Below are 23,390 nucleotides of genomic sequence, written 5' to 3' on the forward strand. Positions count from 1 at the left end.
CATGACAATCTCAATAACAGCCCCGATAGCTTGCAAGCGGCAGTCGATCAGCCAAAGCTGACTGATGACCATCAACCGGTATCAAATGAAACAACAGCACCAGCTATGACCAAGAACATGACAAAGAAAACCATCGCTAATGGCGAAGCACTAAAATTAGTAGTGGTTGGTCATACCAATACTGGCAAGACCTCCATACTGCGTACCTTATTGCGTGATGTGTATTTTGGTGAGGTCAAAAACGAAGCAGCAACCACACGTCATGTGGAACAAGCAAGCCTGACAGACAGCAAAACGGGTGAGATACTGGTAGCATTATACGACACGCCAGGTCTAGAGGATGCATCGGGACTGATGGACTGGTTAGAGGATAATACTGCCAGTCGCCGTGATGGTATTGAGCGCTTGCAGCAATTTTTGGCTGCCGATGTTGCTCAAGGTGCGGATGGCTACGACTTGCCTTATGATTATAGCCAAGAAGCCAAAGTGATTCGTCAGCTGCTAGCAAGTGATATGGCCATCTATGTGGTAGATGCGCGCGAGCCTGTATTGGGTAAATATAAAGACGAGCTGGCTATTTTATCTTGGGCAGCTATTCCTGTCATGCCCGTTTTTAACTTTACCGACAGTCAAGATGCCAATATTGATGGCTGGCAGACCATGCTGGCAAGACGCAATCTACATATCTCCACACGTTTTGATTCCGTTGCGTTTGAGTTTGAGGACGAGATGCGTTTGTGGACTAATCTTGCCACCATGCTCACTCACTCTGAGATGCTTGAGCAATTGATGCAGCGCCGGACTGAGGACTGGGCGCAGCTATATGATGAGGCGAACATTATCATTGCGGATTTTTTATTGAATGTTGCTGCATTCGTACGTGAGATCAATGAAGACGATGACCCGATGCCTATATTGGCCCAAATGCAAGAAGCGGTTAGACAAAGTGAGCGTGCGATGCAGCACAACCTCCTTAATCTTTATAAATTCTATGATAATGCCGTGGCAGCAACCCCACTTGAGCTGCAAGCCTACCAACAAGACCCATTCGATCCTGAATTGCTCAAGAGCTACGGTATCCGCACTACGTCTGGTGCCGCAGCAGGTGCGCTACTAGGGTTAGGTATTGATGCAGCGGCGCTTGGCACGACATTGGGTTTAGGTGCTGCGATAGGTGGTATCGCAGGCGGGTTATTGTCTAACACCAGTAGTATTGCTGATAGGATCACAGGGGTAAAACGCTTATATATCGATCCTGCGACATTGACATTGCTTGCGACCCGAGCGATAGACTTACTCACTGCCCTGCGCCATCGCGGTCATGCGGCGACAGACGCCACTCAACTGTTATACAAAGGCGAAAAAGATAGCCTTGAGACATCGTTAAATAATAATGATGATAATGAAGAGAGTCAATCTATTACCGTATGGCCCGCACATAAACTGCCAAGTGAGCTAAAGAAAGCTCGCGGCAAACCGCAATGGTCATCGCTTAGCAGTAGCAAGTCCGAACAAGCGCAACTGCTGCGTGCAGACATGGCATGGTCACTATCAGGTAAGCTGCAATCGTATAAGCGCGAATCGTAACTATACACAGTAAGCAAAACCTAATAGGGCTACATTAGTTTTGTGCCGCTAGTTTTGTGCTTCCAATAAAGCACTTAATGCCTCTGTGCCGCGTACGTCTGTCTGCTGTAGATAAATCGGATACAAGGGATACTTAGAAAAGTTACTTTCGATATCTTGCATCAATTGCTGTTGACGTTCAGCACGGCGGCGCCAAAACTCATCCGATTGAGTGGGCGTTATCAGCTGATTGATGACAATTGCGGCTGGTGTGAGCTTACTCTCTTCTAGTTGTTCAATAGCTCGCTTAGTCTCTGCCAATGGCAGAACATCCGCAGTCATAACCAACACAATTGCGGTTTGGGCGCGGTCATGTAGTAGCAACCCTGCCTGTCGAAACAACTGCTTGCGCTTCTCTAGTACTGATACCGCTTGCTCCCAGCGATCAGACTTTTTTGCTGCAAATGGGTTTGGCACCTCTTTTGTGAGGTTGTCGGTTTGATGGCTCTTTTGATTATTTTTCTGATTATGACTGTCCAAATGCGTCGCCACTGAGCGCAGCTTGGCCTGTCTGCGCTGCTGCGCTAGTAGACCATCTGTCCATGCCCCCATCATCTCTGGTAGTACCAATAATCTTAAGGTATGTCCCGTTGGGGCCGTATCAAATATAATATGCTCATAACCCGCACTCGCGGCCGCAACCAAATGCTGACACATCGATTCGAGCATCGCCGCTTCTTGAGCACCAGGTGCTGACTTTGACAGTCTCAAATGCTCACGAATTTTGGGCATCATATCTGGATTGGCATAGGACTTAATCGTACGTTCAACTTGGGCAAAGTGCTCGTCGACGATAATATCAGGATCTAGCTCGATGGCATCTAGGTAGGGAGAGATGACTGTTTTTTCGTTCTTTAAACGGGTATTTAAGACATCACCCAAACTGTGTGCAGGGTCGGTTGAAACAATCAAGGTTTTTTGCTGTTGGCTTGCGTAATAGCTGGCAAGTGCAGCCGCAGTGGTGGTTTTGCCTACTCCGCCCTTGCCACCGATAAATATAATAGGTTGTGTCGCTAGCTGTTCTACGAATCCATGTAAGGGATGTAATGCCATATCTCTATCTCATTTTTCAAACTGTTTTATTTTTTTCTACCTAGCAGACCATTAGCAGCAACCAACATGATCAAATGGACATCTATCCATGCCCATACGTGTATGCCACTCATGAAAATTCTCTAAAAATAACGGTTGCAACTCTAATGTATAAAAGCTGGCAGGATTATCAATGCCTAAACTCTCAGCAAACATGAGCAGCATAAAAAAATCTTCTTCATCACGGGCAGCTCGTGCCATCGTCTGTCGATAAGGCGCATGATAAAACTCATTTAGACCAGCAGCAAACCGTTGCCACCATGGTTGGACACTTTTGGTATCTGCTAGGATATTTTTATTTTCCATAATATACTCGCCCCTTTTCCCATTTATTGTTATCTATCATGCCTATATGATACAAAAAACGCCAGCAATTGCTGCTAGCGTTTTTGTTTGTTAAATATATTAGACAGCTAAAGGCTTAAATTTCTCCGCCTTTACCTTTATGTATCGACCACTCTTTACGGAGTACGGATAGACTCTCAAACGTCACTAAGACCGTAGCGATCAAGATAATAATATCCATGATGATCAGTAGCCAATTTCCATCAGTAAAGAAGGTTTTTAACTGAATTAGCAATGCAAATACAGTCATAACCAACAGGAACGACAACGGTGCTAAGGTGTACCAGACTGGCTTGCCTTTGCGTAGTAAAATGACCGTTACAATCATTAAGGTCAAGGCTGCCATGAGCTGGTTGGTCGTACCAAATAATGGCCAAATAATCATGCCACCAGCACCATCAATACCACCAGCACCAAAGGCTAATAGCAAACAGCTGCCAACAGCAAGCAACGTCGCTACGACGCTTTTATTCAGTATTGGTAAATTATAAAATTCACCAAACTCTTGGAAAATATAACGTTGTAAGCGTACGCCAGTATCCATGGTCGTACCTGCAAACAATGCTGCCATAACCGTAAGCATCGTCTGTGATAACACCATATCGATACCAACACCAGCATTCAAAATAGTCGCACCGCCATCAATAAAGGCACCGATAGAACCGTCGCCAAATTTTTGATAGACCGCTTGCCAATCTCCAAGTGTCGCAAAGCCTGCCGTTGCTGCTAGAATGGCACCAAGCGCTAACATGCCCTCACCCAATGCGCCAAAATAACCAACAAAACGCGCGTCTTCTTCTTTATCGATCTGCTTAGACGTCGTCCCTGTCGCGACCAGACCATGGAATCCTGATATCGCACCACAAGCAATGGTCACAAACAATAGCGGCATAAGTGACGGTGTATCAACGGGCAATGATGTATTTATTGCTGGTGCCACGATGTCTGGCGTACCAATAAAAATAGCGGCATACAATAGAATCAAACCGACAAACAACTGCAAGCCGTTGATGTAATCACGAGGCTGAAGCAGCATCCATACAGGTAATAACGAGGCGATAGCTGCATAGCTGAACAGAATAATAATCCAGACCGCATTATCAGGCAGTCCAAAGACCGTCTCAGGCAATACAATCGGGAACATAGGACCAAGATAGATCAGACCGTATAGTGCACTGACACCAATGATAGATACCCAGACGAGATTCATTTTGTAGCGATAAATACACTGACCAATGATAAGCGCAACTACCAAGGCTCCCCAAACTGGCAGTACAGCAGATGGGGTTTTGATCATCATGTTTGCAATAGCCACACCAAATACGGCATTAACCATCAGCAATAGCAAGAAAATCACAACCATCATCAGACTACGGACACGCGTGCCCATAACCGTACCAGCAATAGAGCCGATCGACTGGCCTCTATTGCGCATACTTGCCCAAATGGCTGACATATCATGCACACCAGCCATAAAAATGGTGCCAAATACTACCCAAATAACGGCTGGCACCCAGCCCCAAATGACAGCAATCGCAGGACCGATAATCGGTGCAGCGCCTGCTACCGATGTAAAATGATGTCCCCAAAGCACATACTTGTTGGTTGGGACATAGTCGACCCCATCTTTCATAGTGTGTGCTGGCGTGGGACGGCTGTTATCCAATGCCAATATCTTAGTAGCAATGAATTTTGAGTAAAATACGTAGCCGCACAGCATGGCAGCAACGCCGAATAGAAGTACAATAGCACTATTCATCTCATCTCTCCCTAGACAAGTAGTAGGTAGCCGTATAAGTTCAAGCTTTTTAAATCAAAATATAAAAAATATGCTAAATTAGTGTGCGGTGAGTGACTCATCTCACCCATAGTCGGATAAATCGTAGGAATGTCGAAAGACCAATATCAATACAATCTTGCATTTTACAATTAGAGCACGTCACTAAGTAGCATATAGTGTGGTGAGTCTTTATTTAAAATTCTGGTTGAATAGTAACCGATTTCACGACAAATGTAACGTATGTAAGAGATGAAAAACAACAAATAAAGGAAGCGCAATGGCACATTATTTTGGATTCCACCCTTCAGATAAATTAAAAACATTAATCAGCGAGGCCGAACAAGTCGTTGCTTCAGATGAACACGTGGAATACTATCCTTACCGCGATGCGCTTACACACCAGACTGCTCGTGACTTGACGGACAATTTATTAATCGGTTTGGTAGAGATTATTCCAAACCCTGAGCGTCAAGCTTCTATGCGTAAAATCGTTGGAACGATTGAGAGTACTACCGATACCCTACTCAATATCTTATTGGGTAAAGAAAATAACGAAGAAGTATTACCGAGCTTTCATTTTTTGAGAGATCATGCGACATTTATCGATAATGAAGGTGCCAAACGGGTAGGCTTCAAGCTGTCTGAAGCAAATGCAAAAACCATCGTCGAAGGGTTTGCTGCTATCACACCGGAGCACGTCGATAGAGCCAAGTTCAAGACAGCACTAGAAACGATGAACGACGCCACGCTAACTCATTTTGTAACTCGTTATGCTGAAACCTTGAAGCTCGGTATGATCAAGCGTAAGTCAGTACCAGTTGCCAAATCTGCAATTGATAAGGGTATGAATATGGCTCTCAACAAGCTATTACCCGATCTACCCAATGACTCGCTCAACCGTTTAGCGAATTATTACCGTCCATTTATTGTAGAAAAGCCAGAATAACCTTAAAAGTTAGATTAATTTTGTCCTAAACGCTTTATGACGTTGGGCAAATTCACCAAAATTTGCTAAAATAAGCGGCACTTTTTACCAAAGGCGCACCCGATGACCCAAATCAGTAACCAAGAAATCGAAAAAACATTACGCAACTCAGAGTGCCTTATCAGCAGTATCGAAGTAGCCGCTGCTTATGAGCGCCTAGCCGCTCAGCTTAATCTACACTACGCTGGTCTGAACCCAATTGTAATGGTTGTTATGAATGGCGGATTGATTCCAGCTGGCCAGTTACTTACCCACCTGACGTTCTATCATCGTATGCACTATATCCATGCGACGCGTTATCGTGACAACGAAGGTACTAATGACCTCGACTGGAAATTCAAGCCTGACGTGAGCATTGAAGGCGAGCACGTATTATTGATTGATGATATTTTTGACGAAGGTATTACCCTGAAAGCCGTTGTCGAAGAGCTAAGTAAAGAAAAACCTTTATCGCTTGAGTGCTGTGTACTATTAAACAAAGAACACGAGCGTAAAGTTGCAGATTTTGATGTTGATTTTGTAGGTATCAACGTGGCGGATCGCTATGTATATGGCTGTGGTATGGATTTCCACGGTTACTTGCGTCACCTACCCGGTATTTATGCTATCAAAGAAGATAAAGTTTAAGTCTTATACTCCTCAAAAGGCTTAAATCATAAAAAAGCATCCGAATAGGATGCTTTTTTATTGTATGGAAAACAGAATTAATAAATGATGGCGGTTAAAACTGCAAGGCTAAACCAGTGTGACGCTCTGTTGGTGTCGTGACCGCAATTTCAAAAGCATGTTTTGTGCTATATATCGTCACCTTTTTCTTGGCACGCGTGACTGCTGTATAAATAAGCTCTTTGCTCAGTAATCTGGTATGGCTGTTGTCAAAAGTAATCGCCACATGATCGAACTCAGACCCCTGTGACTTATGGATAGTCATTGCATATGCTGTAGCAATCAGTTCCTCATTCAGTAAGTTGACCGCAATCCCTTGTGTCTTATTTTCAAAAAATACCTCCAACCTGCTCTTATCATCTGAGGTTTGTAAACAAAACCCAATATCACCATTAAATAGTCCTAACTCATAATTGTTCTGTAGCACCATGATTGGGCGACCATGGAACCATGTGTTTTGACCGAGTGGTAGTTTTAGCTCAGTCAGATGCCACTGGGTAAGATAACTATTAATATAATGATCGCCCCATTCTCCACTATGACCAGCACTCAAAATTCTAAATTCGTTGAAGGTTTCTGTTAGTGATGCGACTGTAGTTTTTACCGAATGTGGCACAGATCTTTCTATTGGAATTTCTAAAAGATGTCTTATTTTCCTCAGATAGTTTCTATAATTTTCCGTGACTTTTAAAATACTCTTTTTATTGCTTAGGCTATTTGTTAGTTTGTTATTTTTAGAGTCTTCTGTCTGGATCATATTTATATGTTGAAAGTTCAATGCGTTATCATTTTTTAGGAGTTGCCAAATTGCTTTTGTGTCTGCTTTTGTATTGTTGATTTCGTAAGCTAATCTACCGATACCTGAATCGGCACTAAATCGGCGACTTTCAGTTAACTCCGCATGTATAGGTTGTAGTAATGGAATGCGGCACAGGTCTGCCAATACTGCTCCTGCATCGACTGCTGCTAGTTGATTGGCGTCTCCTAATAATATAAGTCTTGCGCCTGGTTTTACCGCACTGACAAGATAATTTGCAAGCTCAACCCCTAACATTGATGCCTCGTCAACGATAATGATATCTTCGCCCAGTGGATTATCAGCACCATAGCGTGGACTACCCGTTCGACCAATACCTAATAAACGATGAATCGTTTTCGCTTCTTGCAATTGCAGCTTTACATCTGCTGCATCTAGAGCCGCTTGTAGAGACTCTTGCATACGCTGCGCTGCTTTCCCAGTTGGTGCTGCTAACGCTAAGCTGGCACTATCTGTACTAAATATAATATTCTCTTCAGTACCCCTACCCTCTGAAGCCTGTTGTAGTGCGATCACTAGTTGAGCCACAGTATATGTCTTGCCCGTCCCTGGGCCACCGGTAATAATACTAAACGCGTTATTGTTAGCGACATTAATCGCCTTTATCTGATTTTCGTGAAGACTTTCAGGTATTGTTATTTGTAGAGGGCTTACTTGTTGATTCAAAATATTGTTGATATTTTTTGCTAAATTAAATTCAGCCTGCCATGCACGATGAAGCCAAAAAGTTATAGACTTTCCTGCACTTCTGTTGCGGATTTCTCTGTATATAATTGGTTTATTTTTTTTGCTTAGGCTATTTTTATTATTATTGCTACTAGTTTGAACCTCTCCGAATAAAGCATGAACATCGATTAAATGCATGAAAGAAACTAAATCCATATCTCTTAGTACTTGATATAGCATAGCAATCGTATCAAAACGCTTGTTTAGCATGTCCTTTTCATGGTTACTGAGCGAGAGCTGTGTCCAAAGCTGATCTCGCTTACTAAATAAAATATCTAATAAATCAAACAAAGACATCTCGCTGCCAGTATCATTACTTAGCTGCACATCATCTATCAGAACAAAAATTGGCATGGCTAGCATCTCTAGTAGCTGTCGCTGCCAGCCGTATAGCGTGACTACTTCATTATTAATTTGACCTTGTAACGGTACTTCGTGCTCAGTAGCTTTGATTGTTAATACAGTATGCCCCTCCTCTAAATGAGTCGCTAGCATCATAAACAAGGCAGTAAATAAGTAGCTATCTTCTAATTTATCTGTTGGGTCATCGGTTAGGCTGCTGCCAGTATCAGCTTCTATGTCTGTAGTCTGATACGATGAGTAGGTTTGTCCGCGGCGTAGTAGAATATAGTCACTGATAGTACTGGCCCAACTTTCCTGTAGACCAACTACTGCTTTGCTCTTATTGTTGCTATTATTACTCATGGTATATCTCTGTAATGATCTAGTGAATCAATATAATATTTTTGGTTGTCGAATCGTTATTCAGCGCTCGCTAATCAGGCATACCAAACAATGCATCTAATCCCTTAACAAAATCAATTGGGATATCCCAAGTCACGAGTCCGTAGTGACCGTTGTGTAATGATTTGCTCGTTTTATTAGCTTCTTGTGATACGTTAGCGGCTGCTTGAGCGCTGGGATCGTACACTCCTCGTAGAAAAACATACTCTACCGCTCCCAGATACTTGTTTTCATTACCTGCATAATCAGCGATTCTCATTGAAAGGAATCGATGTAGTGCTACTTGATAAATTGCTGCTTGTAGCCAGTAGCCTGCCTTGGTCATAGCCTTTTTGAGTGTATTTTCATTATAATCGCTTAGGCTATTTCCTAAAAAATTACTCTTATAATCGACTACATAATACTTGCCAGCATGCTCATACACCAAGTCAATCTCACCACGCAAGTAACGATACAAGTGCGTTCTATTTTGCGGTACAAGATTGACATGCTTGTCTGTCTCATCAGCTAGATACTGTTGAAATAACTGACTGATATCCTCTGCTTTGAAGCGCTCTGACAGCCCCATATTGAACTCTAATTCAGCAAAGCGTTGCTCTTCGTTGAGAGAATAAAGTGGCTGATTGGACGCTAGCAACGGAGTACGCAGCACCTCTTCAATCCAAGTAATCAACGCCTCATGCTTTGTCGTATCTATTGCATCAGCGTTAAATGAGACAGCACTCTCTTCTCGATTGCCTTGTGCTCTACGACTTTGATATTCAGTACTGCTATACACCAGCGGTAGCTGATAACTACTGACAGCTCTATCGATCACGCCAGACCACTGCGGTTTATTAGTGAAATCAATTTTTTCAAATATCTCATGCAAAAACGTACCTGCATTAGCGCCTTTTATGAAAGTAAAGCGAATATCGTCTTCTGCCTTAAGACTTAGCTCATCAATTTTTTCAAGAGATGCATTACTGTCAAGGCTACTATTAGGATAAGACTCAACCGATCCTGCAGTGTCTGCCATATCAATGTCTATCGCATCATCAATACGCTCATCTACAACAGCCATTGCTTGTGTTGATTCGTCTAGCTGACGAGCCAATGCCGTAAAGCTGGTCTTAGCCCAACCATAAAAATAGCTCGTTTTCATGACATCAGAAAAAGGAACGTACTCAACCGCTTCTGTCGTAGGCTCTATGGTAAGTTCGTTATCTGTTGACGTTACGGTTTTAGCATAATTGCTATTATAGAACTCGTTGATATCATGCCCTCTAAGCATGCCTATCGTGCCTTTTAGCCTATCAGGTAATTCAAATTTTGCGTCTGGAGAGTCAAACCAATAAAATACTGGCCTTAATTCAGGATTTGTATTCTTCTTAGGATCTCGCAACACCACATAAAGTTGCTCGCTAGCCCGCGTAAATGCCACATATCCAAGACGACGTAGCTCATCAAAGCCTTCATTTGTCTCGATATCAGTGAAGTAAGTCTCTTTAGTGGCAGATCCTTGTAACGCAGAAAAACGGCGCTGATTACCTATTGACTGATCTTCTGTAGATTGCTGGGCATTATATAAATACAGCCCATAGTCTTCCTTATTGCCTGACTTCCTACTGGCGTCTCCCATACCCAGTACATAGACGATGGGGAACTCAAGCCCTTTTGATTTATGAATAGTCATGAGCTGCACGCCAGACTCTGTCGGTAGCGGATACTGCTTCGCCCAGTCACTGTTAGGTGCAGCCTCTATGTGTTGCCTAAACCAAGCCAGCAGCTCATGCTCACCCATGCCTACGCCATACTGTGCCAACACGTCCATCACATGGCGTAAATCCATGATATGTCGATCACCTTCTGGATGAGCGGCCAGTGCTTGCCAAACACCTTTTGACTGCACGGGGCTTTTGTCCAATAAATAGTGTAACGCCGACAAAATACCAAAGTGCTGCCAGCGCTGTGCCCCTTCCTTTAGATACGTAATAAAATCCTGATAGCTCTTTTTATGTTCTATATTTTGAACATCGCTACTATTTAGATTGATACTATTAAGTCTATCGTCACTCTCAGCCACACCTGATTCATGATCCGTCATCATGGCTTTGATATCTTTAATACTTAGCCCATATAGATGACTGGTTAATACCCGATTGATCATGTCATGACGATACGGGTATAGCATAGCGCTCAGTAGCGCTGCGACATCCTCTGCCATAATCGTTTCAAAGATGCTGACGTCGCTGGTGGTCAGGGTTGGGACGCTCAGTTTGACCAACTCGTCTTCAACCTGCTTTAAATCTTTTTTGGTACGTGCCAACACCCCAATATCACTGGGCTGAATCGGCTGATCGTTTAATGTCTGAACACTACTGAGCAAAATAGCAATATGACGAGCAGTAATCTCATACTCATCATAGTCAAGCTCTGCCTCTTTGCCACTAGGCAGGTGCAATACACTCACTGGCTGAGCAGAGAGAACGTCAGTCACCAAGCTACTATCTTTTGCGCCTGAATCCTTGAACCAAGACAATTTACTCTGCTCTTTTGAAGCCTTGCTATGCTGATAATAAATACCATTACCCAGCTGCGCCAGCTTATTTTCGGTAGTCGTTGCTGTTGGCATACCAAACCAGCAGTTGAGTGCGTTAATCAAACTGAGAGTGGAGCGCCGGTTAGTGTTGAGCGTCCAAATGGTGCTTTTGTCAAACTGCGCTTTCATATAGTTATAATTGGTCACATCTCCACCACGGAACCCGTAGATCGCCTGCTTTGGGTCACCAACCAGCAATAGAAACTCATGACTGGATTTTTTTGTAGTCGATTGCTTATCATTATCCAACTGTTTGCCATTACGCTTTGGCAAATAGATGCTCTCAATCATAGTGGCTTGCTCGCCATTGATATCTTGCGACTCATCAATTAATGCAATGGGGTAATGGTGACGTATATAACGTGCCAGCTTATCGCCTTGTCGACCTGTTAATGCTTGGTTTAAGCGTACCATCTGCAGACTAAAGGTGGTCTCCCCTCGCTCCTCTAAAATCACTGGCAGTCTATTGCGTACCGCAAGCACGATATGGCGATTGAGATTGGCTAAAACCAACAAAACATGCTGATTTAACCCTTCAACCATATCTAAGAGCGCCATCAACTTACTAATGGTCTCCAACTCAAAAAGGGACTGATGCTCTTTCTCCCTATTCTTATTAAAGTTCTTAATTTTGCCATCTTCATTTGGATATCTGGCATCCTGCAAAGACGTTAATATCTTGTTTTCACGCTCATTCAAGTAGCTGCTAAATGTCAGCTGATATTGCCCTACTTTTTGATGAACATCGACAAGAACATCGAAATGATTGGTTAAATTAGAGTTTCCACGAAACCCTTGAGATTTTCTATAATCAGGGTTTAGATAGGGCTGAATATCTGCCAAATCTAACTGGGCAAACTCATCAATCAATTTCTCATACGCCGCAAAGTCAAAACCTTGGTCTAGCGTAATCTCATCAATCGGCGCAGAAATAAAATTCAGCGAGCGAGAAACAAATTTTTTATGATCCCCTACTGCAGTCAGCTTACCTTGCTGATCCATAAGCGCATACAGTTTGGGCTGCTCATGATACAAACGGCTTTGAAACTGACGCAGCTCATCGTGAATGATACTATCGGTGACCTGCTCGATACTGCTGTCTTCAATGATTGCCATACCTTGCTGATGACCCGTCTCGCTACTGTACTCGATCAGCCACTTTTGCGCCAAGCTATCAAGTGTACCGACAAATAGCTTATCCAATGTCGTTAATACTAATGCGGTACGCCGAATCGCCTCCGCCATAGGATAGCTATACACATGATCGAGCAAATAACCGACCAAGTGCAGATTCACGGGATCTTGCATGATGCCATCTAGGCGTACGTGTTTGGCTTGCTCTATCAACCACTCTTCACGCTCTTTTTTGACTTGCGCGCGCTTTTCTCGAGCCGCCTGCTGAGCATATTTATGGTCATGGTCAATATCTTGATTAAACTCATCAGCCTCTGTTTTGGCATTTGGTTCGATACTTGAGTCGTTGCTTGTTGGCTTATCCTTATTATTATTGTTATCGCCACTATCAGGCAGTACCTGCAATATATTGGGATATAAATTGTCTTTATTATTGCTATCTGCACTCAGGTTATTGACCCATTGTAATAACTGATAAAACTCTACCAAACGATCATGGATGCGCTGACGCATCTCAGCGGCTGCCGCTCGCGTAAAAGTCGTGGCGATGATTTGTTCCGGCGCACGCCGCGCTTCGATCAATAAGCGCAGTACAATGCCTGTCAGCGTCCACGTTTTACCTGTGCCCGCTGAGGCTTCGATAAGATGCCGACCCGTCAATGCAACCGCAACCGCTGGCGCTATTTCTTCTTTTTCCTCAGCTATAGTCTCTGAGTCGCCCAAAACATCTGGATGGTCGTCAAATAAATTTGATTGTACAGAAGGTTCAATAATGTCGATTGTGTCAGTAAAATCTGTCATATAAGTGCATACTTTTAATTATTATTAATGAGATCAAAAGAATAAAAAAAGACACTAAGCACTAGTTATCCAATCCTTTTAGTGCCGTAAACATCGGTGCATACAATGGCTGCGCCAAAGTGGTTAGTGACGCTGATAACGCTCTAAATGCATCTTGGTCACGTAATACGTATTGCCAAATGGCATGCTGAGAGCAAGTATCGTATACCTTTTCTGAGTTATAATTAGGTCTTAGCCAGTCTGAGAAGTCACCTCGTTTTGGCCAGTAGCTGGCATTCTCACCCTCACTTTCCTCTGCTTTTGAGCACTTATCCAGATAACTTAATGCATACTCAGGTAGTAATGTCATGGGCACTTGACCCGATAACTTACCAAAAACTGCCCATTTTATCAGTTCAATCAGCGCATCCTCATAGACGATAGGGCTTAGTTTAAATGCGATAAAGTTTTTGTAGGCACTTACCTGTGCGCTGGGTTTATTAAAGCGCCAAATACTCACGCCGTCATCCGACGCCACTTGCTCAACTGTAGTGCGTCTGGCAACCTGCCAATATAAATGTGACAGCCAAAACTTGAGTAAGTGTTTGGGACTGGCAGAATTGGGCAGTATATTTAACCATTGCTTGGGTGATTGCTCAGCATAGGCAGTCACTGTCTCAACAGCAGCGCGACTAGCATGATTATCTATAGAAACTGATGGTGCTAGTGCCTGTAATTCTGATTGTGACTTTAATATCGGCACCATCCCTTTTATCTTAATCATTTCGGGTAATAGCTTGCACAGTATCTCGTTATCAGTACCGTTCAAGATCGTTGGCAGCGCCACCTGAATAGGATGCTCAGCAGTAGGCGTTAGTAATTGTAGGCCTGTAGTATTGTCTGCTACGCCTTCACTTAACACGCTACTGTCACCAAATCCATTGGCAATTAATTGCTCTTCAAACTCTACGCACTGCTGCTGCAGCTTTTGTTGTTGATTAGGCAAGGTTGTTTGGCGCGCTACCCCTGCTGGGATAATTTTTTGATACATCAGGGTTGAGATATCTTGCGGAGCAGTATTGTCAGTATGCTTATCAGCAGCCAGTTTGTTGATTAAATACTCTTTAATCTGATAAGTCGTTAGGCTGTCTAAAAATAGCGGCTCCTGATGTGCTAACGCGTCCTCACCCTGTACCACATGTACCTTTTGGGTACGCAAAAAAGCTTTGGCAGGGTGGCGTACTTGATATGTCAACATACCTTCAACATCAATCTCGCCAATATTGAATACGCTATCAGATACTGCTTGGATAAGCACTGCTCTAGCCGTACTTACAGCATCGTTATTACCGACAAGCGCATCTAAACCCAGCATATCAGCCAATGTAGACACGGTTTGGTCATCTACCTGTCCAAGCTGCCCCATACGACGACCAAGTAGCTCAGCTATTGACTCATACTGTGCTTTTGTGAGCAAACCAACCAGTTGCGGATATTTGCTGGCTTCTCTTTTTTGTAACGTCTCAAACACAGCTTGCCACAGCGGCGCAGGTGGGAATTGTTTTTTCTGAGCAAGTTTGGTGCTTCGCATGGCTTTACTTAATAAATCGTCTAGCTCATCGGCCGCGGCGGTAGGACTACTACTCTGAACGTCATCAACGGTATTATTTAGATTAGTATTAACACTGTAAGTATCAACCTTTTGCTCAGAGGCATGTTCAATATCTGTCTCAAATAGGCTCTTATGAAAAGGTAGTGCTGGATGTTCAGTGACCAGCCATTGCTTGATGAGCTTTGGTAAATAACGCTTCAGGCTTTCTGTCGTTGGATCAATACTTTCAGGCAACGTATCAAGAGAGTTGACCTGCCACTGTACCTCACCTTGCAAAAACTGTAGCAACTCACTTACTGGGTTGGCAGGTAGGTGTTCATGGGTATCGGTCAAGCTTTGGCCATTGTAGAACATCCAGCACGCACTGCGAGCGCATAGTAGCGCATCCAAAAATGCCCCATTGTCGTCATCTTCGCTGACTCGATCACCGCGACGTGAATTGGTCGCTTTCATCAAATCATACCGGTTATCACGATCACGCCCTGGGAACTCGGAGAGGTCCATATTGAGCATCACCACTAGCTCGAAAGGTACGTTTCTAAGCGCCCCAAATCGACCAAAAGTAATCACACCTGTAGGCTCCGCACTGACCTGCTGGCTTTCTAGTTCTGCTTCGATACTGTCTAGCATAAAGCTCAGCTTTAGTGGTAATTGCTCAACGCCTGCCAGCTTTTGCTCTACTTCTCTGTTGTCAATATCACCACTAGAGTACTGTCTATAGTGACGATTGGCCCGTAAGCTTGATTTAAAACCATTCATTGCATTGTAAATAGCACGCATCGTACGCGTTTGATCGACATCACCAAAGTAGCGATGAATCACTTGCGACTCAATCTGATCTAACCAATCTTCTGCCTTCATTTTTTGTGTATGATCATTACGCCTTGCCACCAAACCTGTATATATACGGCAAAGCGCTTCTACAATCATGGCATCATTTAAGCTGACCTGCGCCAGTGGCAAGCTCATCTCGGGCATAGCAGTACCTGGCCATCCTCCCTCCTTTAAAGGGTATAAGCAGTCGCTGAGATTTGCTTCTGGCATCACAAGACCCAAGGTCAACCTATCTAATGCTTGCGCAAAACTAAAACGATAATCATAGTCGTTAATATCTAAAGTTTGTTTCAGATGACGCTCATCAAAACCACGAACAAATCCTGCTTCTAGCAGCAGATCGCAGCCGCGGCTCATCTGTTCACGGGTCAACCCAAAACTCTCGAATAAGGGCGGTAGCATCAGCCAGTCTAGAACCTCGGCCGCCTCAAAACGGGCACTATGACTGCCTAGCAGCTTATAAAACCCAATGATCGCTTCCCACAACTGACGGATATCTGCATCGACAACACCCGTCACTTTAGCAGGCAAAGTCAAGCCATCTTGACCCTTACCATTGACAAAAATAGAGCCAATCAGTGCATGATGACGTTCAACATCGGGTAATAACACCACAATGTCTGATATATGGCGTTTCTTCTCGCCAGCTTTGGTAGGCTCATTTAGCCAGCGACCAATCATAATACGCAGTACTTCAAGCTGACGCTGCAGGTTATGGCACGAATGAATGCTTAGGCTATTATCCTGAGCAGAGATTGCCCACAAACGATCCTTTTCAAAGCGCTTGTTTTCTAGCACGTCATCGTCATACCACGACGACTCTTGCTCAGCGCCCAACACTATTTGCTCACTTACTGCTTGAGAGACTTTTGTTGCCGCAGCTTGCTGGGTCGATTGCTCATCAAGCATCAACACATCGTTTTGCAAACGTTGTAATAAGCTTGGGCTGTTTTGTATGGTTTGAGAGCGACCAGAGTCAGCCATACTGTGCTCGCTTTCATCACTGATACGACTCAGTTCCTCATCAAAACTGTCATGCCACTCTACCAAATCATCTTGATATTGCTCGTTACCCGATAAATTGGCAAGCATGGCAAAGGTATCACGAGACTGCTTGCCCAAACGTGACAGCAAGCTATGTCCATAATCACGTAAAAATACGCTTTCAGGGTTGATGATTTGCTGGCGTTGTAGCCAAGACTTATCGACAATATCCGCCCAGAATAGCTTGGAAGGATTATAATGTAATAGCGTGATTTTCATGTATTTGGACAAATGCTGCAAAAAATCGAGCTCAGTTTGCGGCAGCTGTTGAATAGTAAAAATACGCAATACTTTGGGCAACTGAGCACGCTCATTCGCGTTATTATTTTCTAGAGCCGACCAAAAAGTATTTTCAATGTTTACACGGTGCTGATGCACATCGGCAAACAGGTGCGACCATAAGAATCGCTGCGCTGCCTCAAGCTCTACATAATGCGCCACCAACCACTCCGGCGTGCCGCGTGCGTACTGATCAAAGCGTAGTGACAACGCATCTTTATCTGCTATCAACGCATCTACATTGAGCGGCGTATTATGTGACCATAGCGCAAGCCAGTCCTCACGGTGGGTTAAGTAACGATTAAACACTCTTGCCAAATCACTTGCCAGCTGCCAAATACGGGCGTCTTGTTGTGCCTTATCTTGTTGCGCATTGTCTTGTTGTACGCTCTCTGGCGTCGTTCCTACTTGTGGCTCATCAATCAAGGATGCCAGTAGCGGATGTACTGGGTGAATGTCATCCTTAACAATCAACTCTTGATAGTAAGTGAGGTAACCAAACAGGCGCCACTGCATCACCGTTGGCGACAACACAGCAACTTCAGGCACATTCAACGTAACTGCTTCAGGATCTGCCTCTAATAAATGTGCATTGTGACGGGTTAGCACATCCTGCATGAGTGTCCATTGATACTGACCCCAAAACTTAGTACGCACCAATGTACTAATCCCAGCGCGGCTGGCAATCGTTTTATCCAACCAGTCACCCAACACCATCGAGGGCACAATAACAATAAAAGGCTCAAAAACATGCTGGCTTTTTGACTGATATTGTTCAAGTAGTTGATCGACAAGGTTTTCGGTACGGTGTGACTGAATAATGGTAAACATAGACAATAATCTGATTAAAGTAGGAGTAGAATACGAATGCTAAGAAAGGCTGTTTATTGTAATTTATGGACTGATATATACTCGTAAAATCCTCGTATCAGCAATCAGTCACTGCATGGACAGCGCTGAAGACAACACTCATCAATACATGTTTGGTAGTCGTTACTGTACGGCATTTCTGCTAGTATATGGGTCGTTCATGCTAATCATCATACGCAAAAGTCATGATATTTATGACCCAAGCGCTTCGGTACGATAGTAATAGATATTGAGATGATAAGAAATCACTCTATTTATCAGTGTGCCATTGATGGTTATCGTTTGCCAGTATAAATACGAGTATTATCACACCTTGCGACATTTACTGTCGCATTGAACGTGAACATAGTTACAAGTGTTTTGACTATGACAAGATGAAGGGCGTGGCTTTGTTCAAATCAGCTGTTACACCCTATACTAAAACGACACTTTTTACGGGGTTATTGAATATTATGCCATTACGTCCTATTGATGCTATTTTTGTCCATCCTAAGCAGCGGTTGTACGTTGTTTATTATCGTGGTGAGCTTTGGTGCCTACCACGTATGAAAATCGATGACAGATCATGGCAAAACAGGCGCCCGTATGTTGATGACAGTCGCTCACTATATCTTAGTATTCATCAAGCTATCAGCGACCCTGTACTAGCACAAAAACTACGCACATTAGACTTACCTGCCGCAGTGCGTGGTAGCACATTATCGCGTTTTGAGTTGTGGTGGGAGACACATGGCTTTAAATGGTTAAAAGACAGACTGACAGCAGGTGAGTCACCATTAGCAGCTCATCAAGCAATGGGCTTTGAAGAAGTGACTGATAGCGAAATCATTTCATCACTTTCCATGGAAAAAGATGTGTTTGCGGATATGTTGGCGGAGCTAACTGATGAGGTTATGGATCACAAGCTTTGAATACAACGCTAATATATAGTGCCTTATACAAATTTTAAGATGACCCCATTAATAGATAGAGAGCAGTAATATATGAAAGACTACAAACTGCTACTGGTTGGACTAATTTCACTGCTAGTAGCAATTTTTATCGCTCTCTTTACTTGGTTGTGGACCAGTAATCACAAAAATACAGATCCACTGCCTATCATGACCAGTGAGAAGCAACCTGCACCTGCCACAAATGAAGAAAGCACAGATACCTCCCCTGAGAGTACGCTTTCTATTCGTGCAGAACAAAGCCTACAAGTACCGATAGATGACGTTATTGTAAGCTTTGAGTCGCGCTATCCACATATACAAGTTTTAGCAAATTATACTCCTGCTAATACTCTACTAACGATATCGAACGACGAACGCTCTGATTTTATTTTTGATACAGATATCATTATTGCCAATAGCAAGCTGTCTACAGAGCGTCTCTCGCCCCTACAAGATAAGCTTAAGACCGCTCAACATGGTAATAGTCAAAATCACACAAGTACTGACTCGGTCAATAGCAATACAGATGACGATAAGACTGATAATAGCGCCAGCAAAGTAGCACGTACGCTAACCTCTTTTAATTACGCTCGAACAGACCGTCAAGCGCTTGAAGGTGTGGTTTTGACCCATAACCCTGTTGCCGTTAGTTTCCGTAACTTTTTACTCTCAAGTGCTGGTCAAACTATACTAGAAAAATACGAGTACTATAATATCAATGGCTATGAAAACAGTGTAAATGATTTGTTTGAACCAGGTTCAGGGTCAAGCAAGGCATCAGGGGATAATCCAGTGAATGTGGCTGACGCTCTTAGTAATAGTGACTGATGATAAATTATCTCTATTTGTCTTTTGCCGATTGCTTTTACGACTGGTTTTTTCTACAATGTCACTCCATAATGCGCCTATAGCTCAACAGGATAGAGCAGTTGCCTCCTAAGCGATCGATCCGAGTTCGAGTCTTGGTGGGCGCACCATCGAATAATATTAGAAACAACTAAAAAACCCCATAGCCTATACGCTCTGGGGTTTTTGTTATTTAATACCTAATAGTAATCGATTAATAACGATATTTATCGTTCCTATGAAACACTCAATATCCAACAAGGCCGTACGCCACGGTGATGGCAAAATCTATATCTTACATACAAAATAGATATTTACTTTGGCATATAGCTTTATGATAAGTTCGTTCTAAAGTCCTAGTTTCAATACTGATGTAATACAATAGCTGGCTATGCCTGATATCCATACAGTAAGCATAACGGCATATAATGGTACGTCGATCTCATTTTTTATAGTGTAAAAAGGGTTATCAACACTGCATTATACATAGTGTTAGCAGCCTTTCTTTAGTTAATACTTTACTTAAGTAAAATCATCAAAATTGGGATTTGATATCCATGACATTATCGATATTGCTCTCTTAGGCACGTTTTTATTGTTTATTAAAGTACTCAGTCCAGCTTATGTGTTCGCGCCCCGCTATCTTAGCAAAATCACTTTGATTGTTCATGGCACCTATTGCTATCTGTTCATAGATACCAGCGATAACTGTACCCATAAACTCGCCGAGCTCATTAATACGGTCTTGTTTGAATGCCTCCACGGTCATATAACGATAACTAAGCGTTGTACCAAACCTGTCATTTAAGTACTGAGTGAGCTGCTGCTGGGTAATGGATTCACCATTTAAATGGTAAGTATTGGCATCGTGCTTAGCGTTAATTAGCATTTGGCTATAAGCGACAGCCAACTCCTCATGAGTGGTATAGCCACATTTGCCTTCACCCGCACAGTTGGCAACTTCACCCTGTTCCTTATAGCTATCAATATAATCCATATCAGGCTCGATATAGATACCATTACGTCCTATCACCCAATTGAGACCACTATCTTTGATATCTTGCTCTGTTTGCTGATTGCTCTTCACAATCGGCGCAAACGCAGTCTGAGTACTAGAACCTTGAATACTGGTATACACGATTTTCGTCACGCCATTTTTTTTCGCAGATTCGATGACATTGCGGTGTTGACCAATACACTTAGCAGGCTCATCCATACTAGACACCAGTAAAACACTATCTATATCTCGCAATGAATTCTCAAGCTGTTGTACATCATCGTAGTCGCCCGCTTTGACTTCAATGCCATACTGTTTCGTTAAAAACTCAGCTTTGGCAGGAGTGCGTGCCAGCGCCACGATGTCTGTTGCGGCATGCGCCTGTAGGAGATTGTCAATAATGGCGGATCCCAGTTTTCCATTGGCGGCTGTAACTGCTATTTTCATCATGCACCTCTTTGATTCGCTAAACGAGCATAAAAGTCGATTAGCGTTTATCTAGTTACCCTAATCGACCTACTGGTTTGCAACTGATTGAGATTGCTATTTGTTTCAAACTAATCTACTAACGTATAGCGATTCATTGTCATCGTCTCTAAATCTATACTACCCATAAACTCAGCTGCCATTGGTGTTTTAGTAAAACTTGTCATAGAAGCATCCGCATCAGCTAACGTCTCCCAATGCACCACGACCACCCATTCACCGTTTTCGCCCATTGCTGACTCACGAGACACAAAGCCTTTTTGTTTTGCCACATGATTGATCTCAACGCTATGATCAAGAACGGCAAAGTCATCGTAAGAGTTGGCTGGTTTAAGTTTGAAAGAGGCAATCTCAATCACTTTGGCGTTTGACATTACGTCAGCACCTTGATGATGGCTATGGTGCTGCGCATGCTTTTGAGCTTGATGAGCGGGTTGCAAGTTGTTGCAAGCGGTCAATGCCAGTGTGCTCATAACGACCGTGGTTAACAAAGTAGTTTTTGAAATATTCATAGTGACACCCTTTGATTAAATTAATGATTAAAAGATTGTTGAGTATTTAGATACAGATGAAATATTGAAACTAAGAGAAGTTGATAAATCAAGAAACCTTAAAACTGGTAGCGTAAGGGGCAAACGAGACACCGACAGAGAACTCATAAACCCCCTCAAGAGTCATTGATAGAATTTCAAAACACTATCTAAAACGTACTCCTCACTATCACGAACGCCTATACCGTAACATGAGTCATCAACCTCAGAATGACGTTGTACCAATCAGTCTTCATTAAAAACCTAGTATCTAATAGTATCTAATGAAGTAATATTTAAGTCCTAGGATTTTTGGAATGTTAAATTCTTGCAACCCAATGATAACCATCATATGCTAACAACTCATGAATAAAAATAGAGGTTTATTCATACTTATTATGAAAGATTTCGATTATTTATCCTTAAGCGGACAGCACTTGTTGGTATTTACTACTTTACATGAGGTGGGTACAGTAACTAAAACTGCTGTACAACTGGATTTGACACAATCAACTATCAGCCATAGCCTACAAAAGCTAAGGCAAATATTTGACGATGAGTTGTTTGTGCGCTCGGGCAGAAGTGTGATACCGACCAAAAAAAGTGAATATTTATATCAAGAAATTAAGCCGTTGTTGGTTCGACTAGATGAGTTAACCCAAACCCAAAAGTTTGAGCCAAAGCTGGCTCATTTCGATTATACGATCTTGGCAAATGATTATCAGGTAAGTGTGTTTTTGACACAGGTAATGCAGCAAATTAGCGCACAAGTGGCTTCATTTCGCTTAAATGTGTTGCCCTCTCGCAACCCTAATATTACTCGACTTCGGCAACATGATGTTGACCTGGCGTTTTCCCCCTTTGCCCCTGACCACAATGACATTATGAGCATACGTTTATTTGATGATGTGGCTCGGTGCTATTATGACCCTGCCTACCGCTCACCTCCAGTAACGGAGCAAGATTTTGATAATGCCCGCTATGTGGGGCTAAGCTTTGCCAAAGGCCTGTCTGCCAGCCAAACAGATAAACGTATTATTCAAGTCATAGATGCCAATACCGTCATACGCACAAATAGTTTTGCAACTGTGGCAACGTTCGTTAAAGGGTCAGCATTGATGGCAATTGTCCCTAGTAAATTGAACACATTGGGCTTTGAGCATTTAGACAGCGTGGCTCTACCTCATCAACCCACACCGATTACCATGCGAATGCTGTGGCACAAAAAATATCAAAAAGACCCTAAGCATAAATGGTTTAGGGAGCAGGTGGTCGCATCTACTGATATTTTTAGAACACACTAGATAGCACCACAATCGTCCCAGATATCACTTCTACTGCGTCTTCCTACATCACTATTTATATTTTCTTTTACAACCTCGTCAATGGGGTTTTGACATCAACAGTCATTAAAAATGTCGTTATGATGCTAGATTGGCTTTCAATTATCATAAAATCATCAGATGTGAAACGAGCAACACCTTCATCAAGTTATTGAATTATTTGATAATATAATAAGTCAAGGGGTATGAACTTATCTGATGCTTGCATAGCAATGTTTTTAGGTTCTCTCCAATACGTTTGTAAAAATTAAGGTTGAATAATCGCGCAAAACAATCTAATAATAGGTTTGTAGGTTCTAGACATTTATCTAGCAACTTATATCCACTATATTTAGGAAATG

At 42.8% G+C, this 23,390-nt stretch carries 14 protein-coding genes and 1 tRNA gene; 7 read left to right on the forward strand and 8 right to left on the reverse strand.

The features are described from left to right. Window positions 1-105 precede the first annotated feature (105 nt). Entirely contained in the window at window positions 106-1,587 is a 1,482-nt protein-coding gene (locus AC5JPO_RS02185; protein WP_493854003.1) for a DUF3482 domain-containing protein, read from the forward strand. Between the two features lie 48 nt (window positions 1,588-1,635). On the opposite strand, the gene AC5JPO_RS02190 is transcribed toward AC5JPO_RS02185, so the two are convergent. The 3 genes from AC5JPO_RS02190 to AC5JPO_RS02200 all read right to left on the reverse strand — a co-directional run bounded on the left by AC5JPO_RS02190 (window position 1,636) and on the right by AC5JPO_RS02200 (window position 4,822). Further along, a complete protein-coding gene (locus AC5JPO_RS02190; RefSeq protein ID WP_493853155.1) occupies window positions 1,636-2,679 on the reverse strand; it encodes an ArsA family ATPase in 1,044 nt (347 codons plus the stop codon). Between the two features lie 51 nt (window positions 2,680-2,730). Further along, window positions 2,731-3,024: a cory-CC-star protein gene (locus AC5JPO_RS02195; protein WP_493853156.1), complete on the reverse strand. Its 294-nt coding sequence runs from the start codon at window positions 3,022-3,024 to the stop codon at window positions 2,731-2,733. Window positions 3,025-3,139: 115 nt separating this feature from the next. After that, window positions 3,140-4,822, reverse strand: a complete 1,683-nt coding sequence (locus AC5JPO_RS02200; RefSeq protein WP_493853157.1) for a carbon starvation CstA family protein — start codon at window positions 4,820-4,822, stop codon at window positions 3,140-3,142. A 298-nt stretch (window positions 4,823-5,120) separates the two neighbouring features. On the opposite strand from AC5JPO_RS02200, the gene AC5JPO_RS02205 reads away from it, so the two are divergent. After that, window positions 5,121-5,789, forward strand: coding sequence for a hypothetical protein (locus tag AC5JPO_RS02205; protein ID WP_493853158.1), 669 nt, complete (start codon window positions 5,121-5,123; stop codon window positions 5,787-5,789). Window positions 5,790-5,891: 102 nt separating this feature from the next. Then, window positions 5,892-6,455 carry a hypoxanthine-guanine phosphoribosyltransferase gene (locus AC5JPO_RS02210; RefSeq protein ID WP_319051655.1) on the forward strand — a complete coding sequence of 188 codons (564 nt, stop codon included), beginning with the start codon at window positions 5,892-5,894 and terminating at the stop codon, window positions 6,453-6,455. A 94-nt stretch (window positions 6,456-6,549) separates the two neighbouring features. On the opposite strand, the gene recD is transcribed toward AC5JPO_RS02210, so the two are convergent. The 3 genes from recD to AC5JPO_RS02225 all read right to left on the reverse strand — a co-directional run bounded on the left by recD (window position 6,550) and on the right by AC5JPO_RS02225 (window position 17,876). Next, window positions 6,550-8,742 (reverse strand): exodeoxyribonuclease V subunit alpha, encoded by a 2,193-nt coding sequence (gene recD / locus AC5JPO_RS02215; RefSeq protein ID WP_493853159.1) that lies wholly within the window; start codon window positions 8,740-8,742, stop codon window positions 6,550-6,552. 70 nt (window positions 8,743-8,812) lie between these two features. Then, a complete protein-coding gene (locus AC5JPO_RS02220) occupies window positions 8,813-13,297 on the reverse strand; it encodes a UvrD-helicase domain-containing protein (RefSeq protein WP_493853160.1) in 4,485 nt (1,494 codons plus the stop codon). 61 nt (window positions 13,298-13,358) lie between these two features. Continuing rightward, entirely contained in the window at window positions 13,359-17,876 is a 4,518-nt protein-coding gene (locus AC5JPO_RS02225) for an exodeoxyribonuclease V subunit gamma (RefSeq protein ID WP_493853161.1), read from the reverse strand. A 491-nt stretch (window positions 17,877-18,367) separates the two neighbouring features. Here AC5JPO_RS02225 and AC5JPO_RS02230 point away from each other — a divergent pair, with 491 nt between their 5' ends. The 3 genes from AC5JPO_RS02230 (at window position 18,368) to AC5JPO_RS02240 (ending at window position 19,824) form a co-directional block, all read left to right on the forward strand. Continuing rightward, the gene (locus tag AC5JPO_RS02230; protein ID WP_493853162.1) at window positions 18,368-18,826 is read left to right on the forward strand and encodes a hypothetical protein; all 459 of its coding nucleotides are present in this window, start codon (window positions 18,368-18,370) and stop codon (window positions 18,824-18,826) included. Between the two features lie 72 nt (window positions 18,827-18,898). Then, the gene (locus tag AC5JPO_RS02235) at window positions 18,899-19,675 is read left to right on the forward strand and encodes a hypothetical protein (protein WP_493853163.1); all 777 of its coding nucleotides are present in this window, start codon (window positions 18,899-18,901) and stop codon (window positions 19,673-19,675) included. Between the two features lie 73 nt (window positions 19,676-19,748). Next, window positions 19,749-19,824, forward strand: a tRNA-Arg gene (locus AC5JPO_RS02240). A 461-nt stretch (window positions 19,825-20,285) separates the two neighbouring features. Here AC5JPO_RS02240 and AC5JPO_RS02245 read toward each other — a convergent pair. Both AC5JPO_RS02245 and AC5JPO_RS02250 read right to left on the reverse strand, forming a co-directional pair. Next, a complete protein-coding gene (locus AC5JPO_RS02245; RefSeq protein WP_493853164.1) occupies window positions 20,286-21,137 on the reverse strand; it encodes an NAD(P)H-binding protein in 852 nt (283 codons plus the stop codon). A 110-nt stretch (window positions 21,138-21,247) separates the two neighbouring features. Continuing rightward, window positions 21,248-21,688: an antibiotic biosynthesis monooxygenase family protein gene (locus AC5JPO_RS02250; RefSeq protein WP_493853165.1), complete on the reverse strand. Its 441-nt coding sequence runs from the start codon at window positions 21,686-21,688 to the stop codon at window positions 21,248-21,250. Between the two features lie 416 nt (window positions 21,689-22,104). On the opposite strand from AC5JPO_RS02250, the gene AC5JPO_RS02255 reads away from it, so the two are divergent. Further along, a complete protein-coding gene (locus AC5JPO_RS02255) occupies window positions 22,105-23,010 on the forward strand; it encodes a LysR family transcriptional regulator (RefSeq protein WP_493853166.1) in 906 nt (301 codons plus the stop codon). The last annotated feature ends 380 nt before the right edge of the window (window positions 23,011-23,390 follow it).

It is taken from the genome of Psychrobacter sp. H25 (assembly GCF_059076335.1).

What these genes read in the sequence shown, in the direction of transcription:
- AC5JPO_RS02220 (WP_493853160.1), bottom strand. Translation starts at nt 13,297, where the DNA reads ATGACAGATTTTACTGACACAATCGACATTATTGAACCTTCTGTACAA.
- AC5JPO_RS02230 (WP_493853162.1), top strand. Translation starts at nt 18,368, where the DNA reads ATGCCATTACGTCCTATTGATGCTATTTTTGTCCATCCTAAGCAGCGG.
- AC5JPO_RS02235 (WP_493853163.1), top strand. Translation starts at nt 18,899, where the DNA reads ATGAAAGACTACAAACTGCTACTGGTTGGACTAATTTCACTGCTAGTA.
- recD (WP_493853159.1), bottom strand. Translation starts at nt 8,742, where the DNA reads ATGAGTAATAATAGCAACAATAAGAGCAAAGCAGTAGTTGGTCTACAG.
- AC5JPO_RS02195 (WP_493853156.1), bottom strand. Translation starts at nt 3,024, where the DNA reads ATGGAAAATAAAAATATCCTAGCAGATACCAAAAGTGTCCAACCATGG.
- AC5JPO_RS02225 (WP_493853161.1), bottom strand. Translation starts at nt 17,876, where the DNA reads ATGTTTACCATTATTCAGTCACACCGTACCGAAAACCTTGTCGATCAA.
- AC5JPO_RS02255 (WP_493853166.1), top strand. Translation starts at nt 22,105, where the DNA reads ATGAAAGATTTCGATTATTTATCCTTAAGCGGACAGCACTTGTTGGTA.
- AC5JPO_RS02185 (WP_493854003.1), top strand. Translation starts at nt 106, where the DNA reads ATGACCAAGAACATGACAAAGAAAACCATCGCTAATGGCGAAGCACTA.
- AC5JPO_RS02200 (WP_493853157.1), bottom strand. Translation starts at nt 4,822, where the DNA reads ATGAATAGTGCTATTGTACTTCTATTCGGCGTTGCTGCCATGCTGTGC.
- AC5JPO_RS02210 (WP_319051655.1), top strand. Translation starts at nt 5,892, where the DNA reads ATGACCCAAATCAGTAACCAAGAAATCGAAAAAACATTACGCAACTCA.
- AC5JPO_RS02245 (WP_493853164.1), bottom strand. Translation starts at nt 21,137, where the DNA reads ATGAAAATAGCAGTTACAGCCGCCAATGGAAAACTGGGATCCGCCATT.
- AC5JPO_RS02190 (WP_493853155.1), bottom strand. Translation starts at nt 2,679, where the DNA reads ATGGCATTACATCCCTTACATGGATTCGTAGAACAGCTAGCGACACAA.
- AC5JPO_RS02250 (WP_493853165.1), bottom strand. Translation starts at nt 21,688, where the DNA reads ATGAATATTTCAAAAACTACTTTGTTAACCACGGTCGTTATGAGCACA.
- AC5JPO_RS02205 (WP_493853158.1), top strand. Translation starts at nt 5,121, where the DNA reads ATGGCACATTATTTTGGATTCCACCCTTCAGATAAATTAAAAACATTA.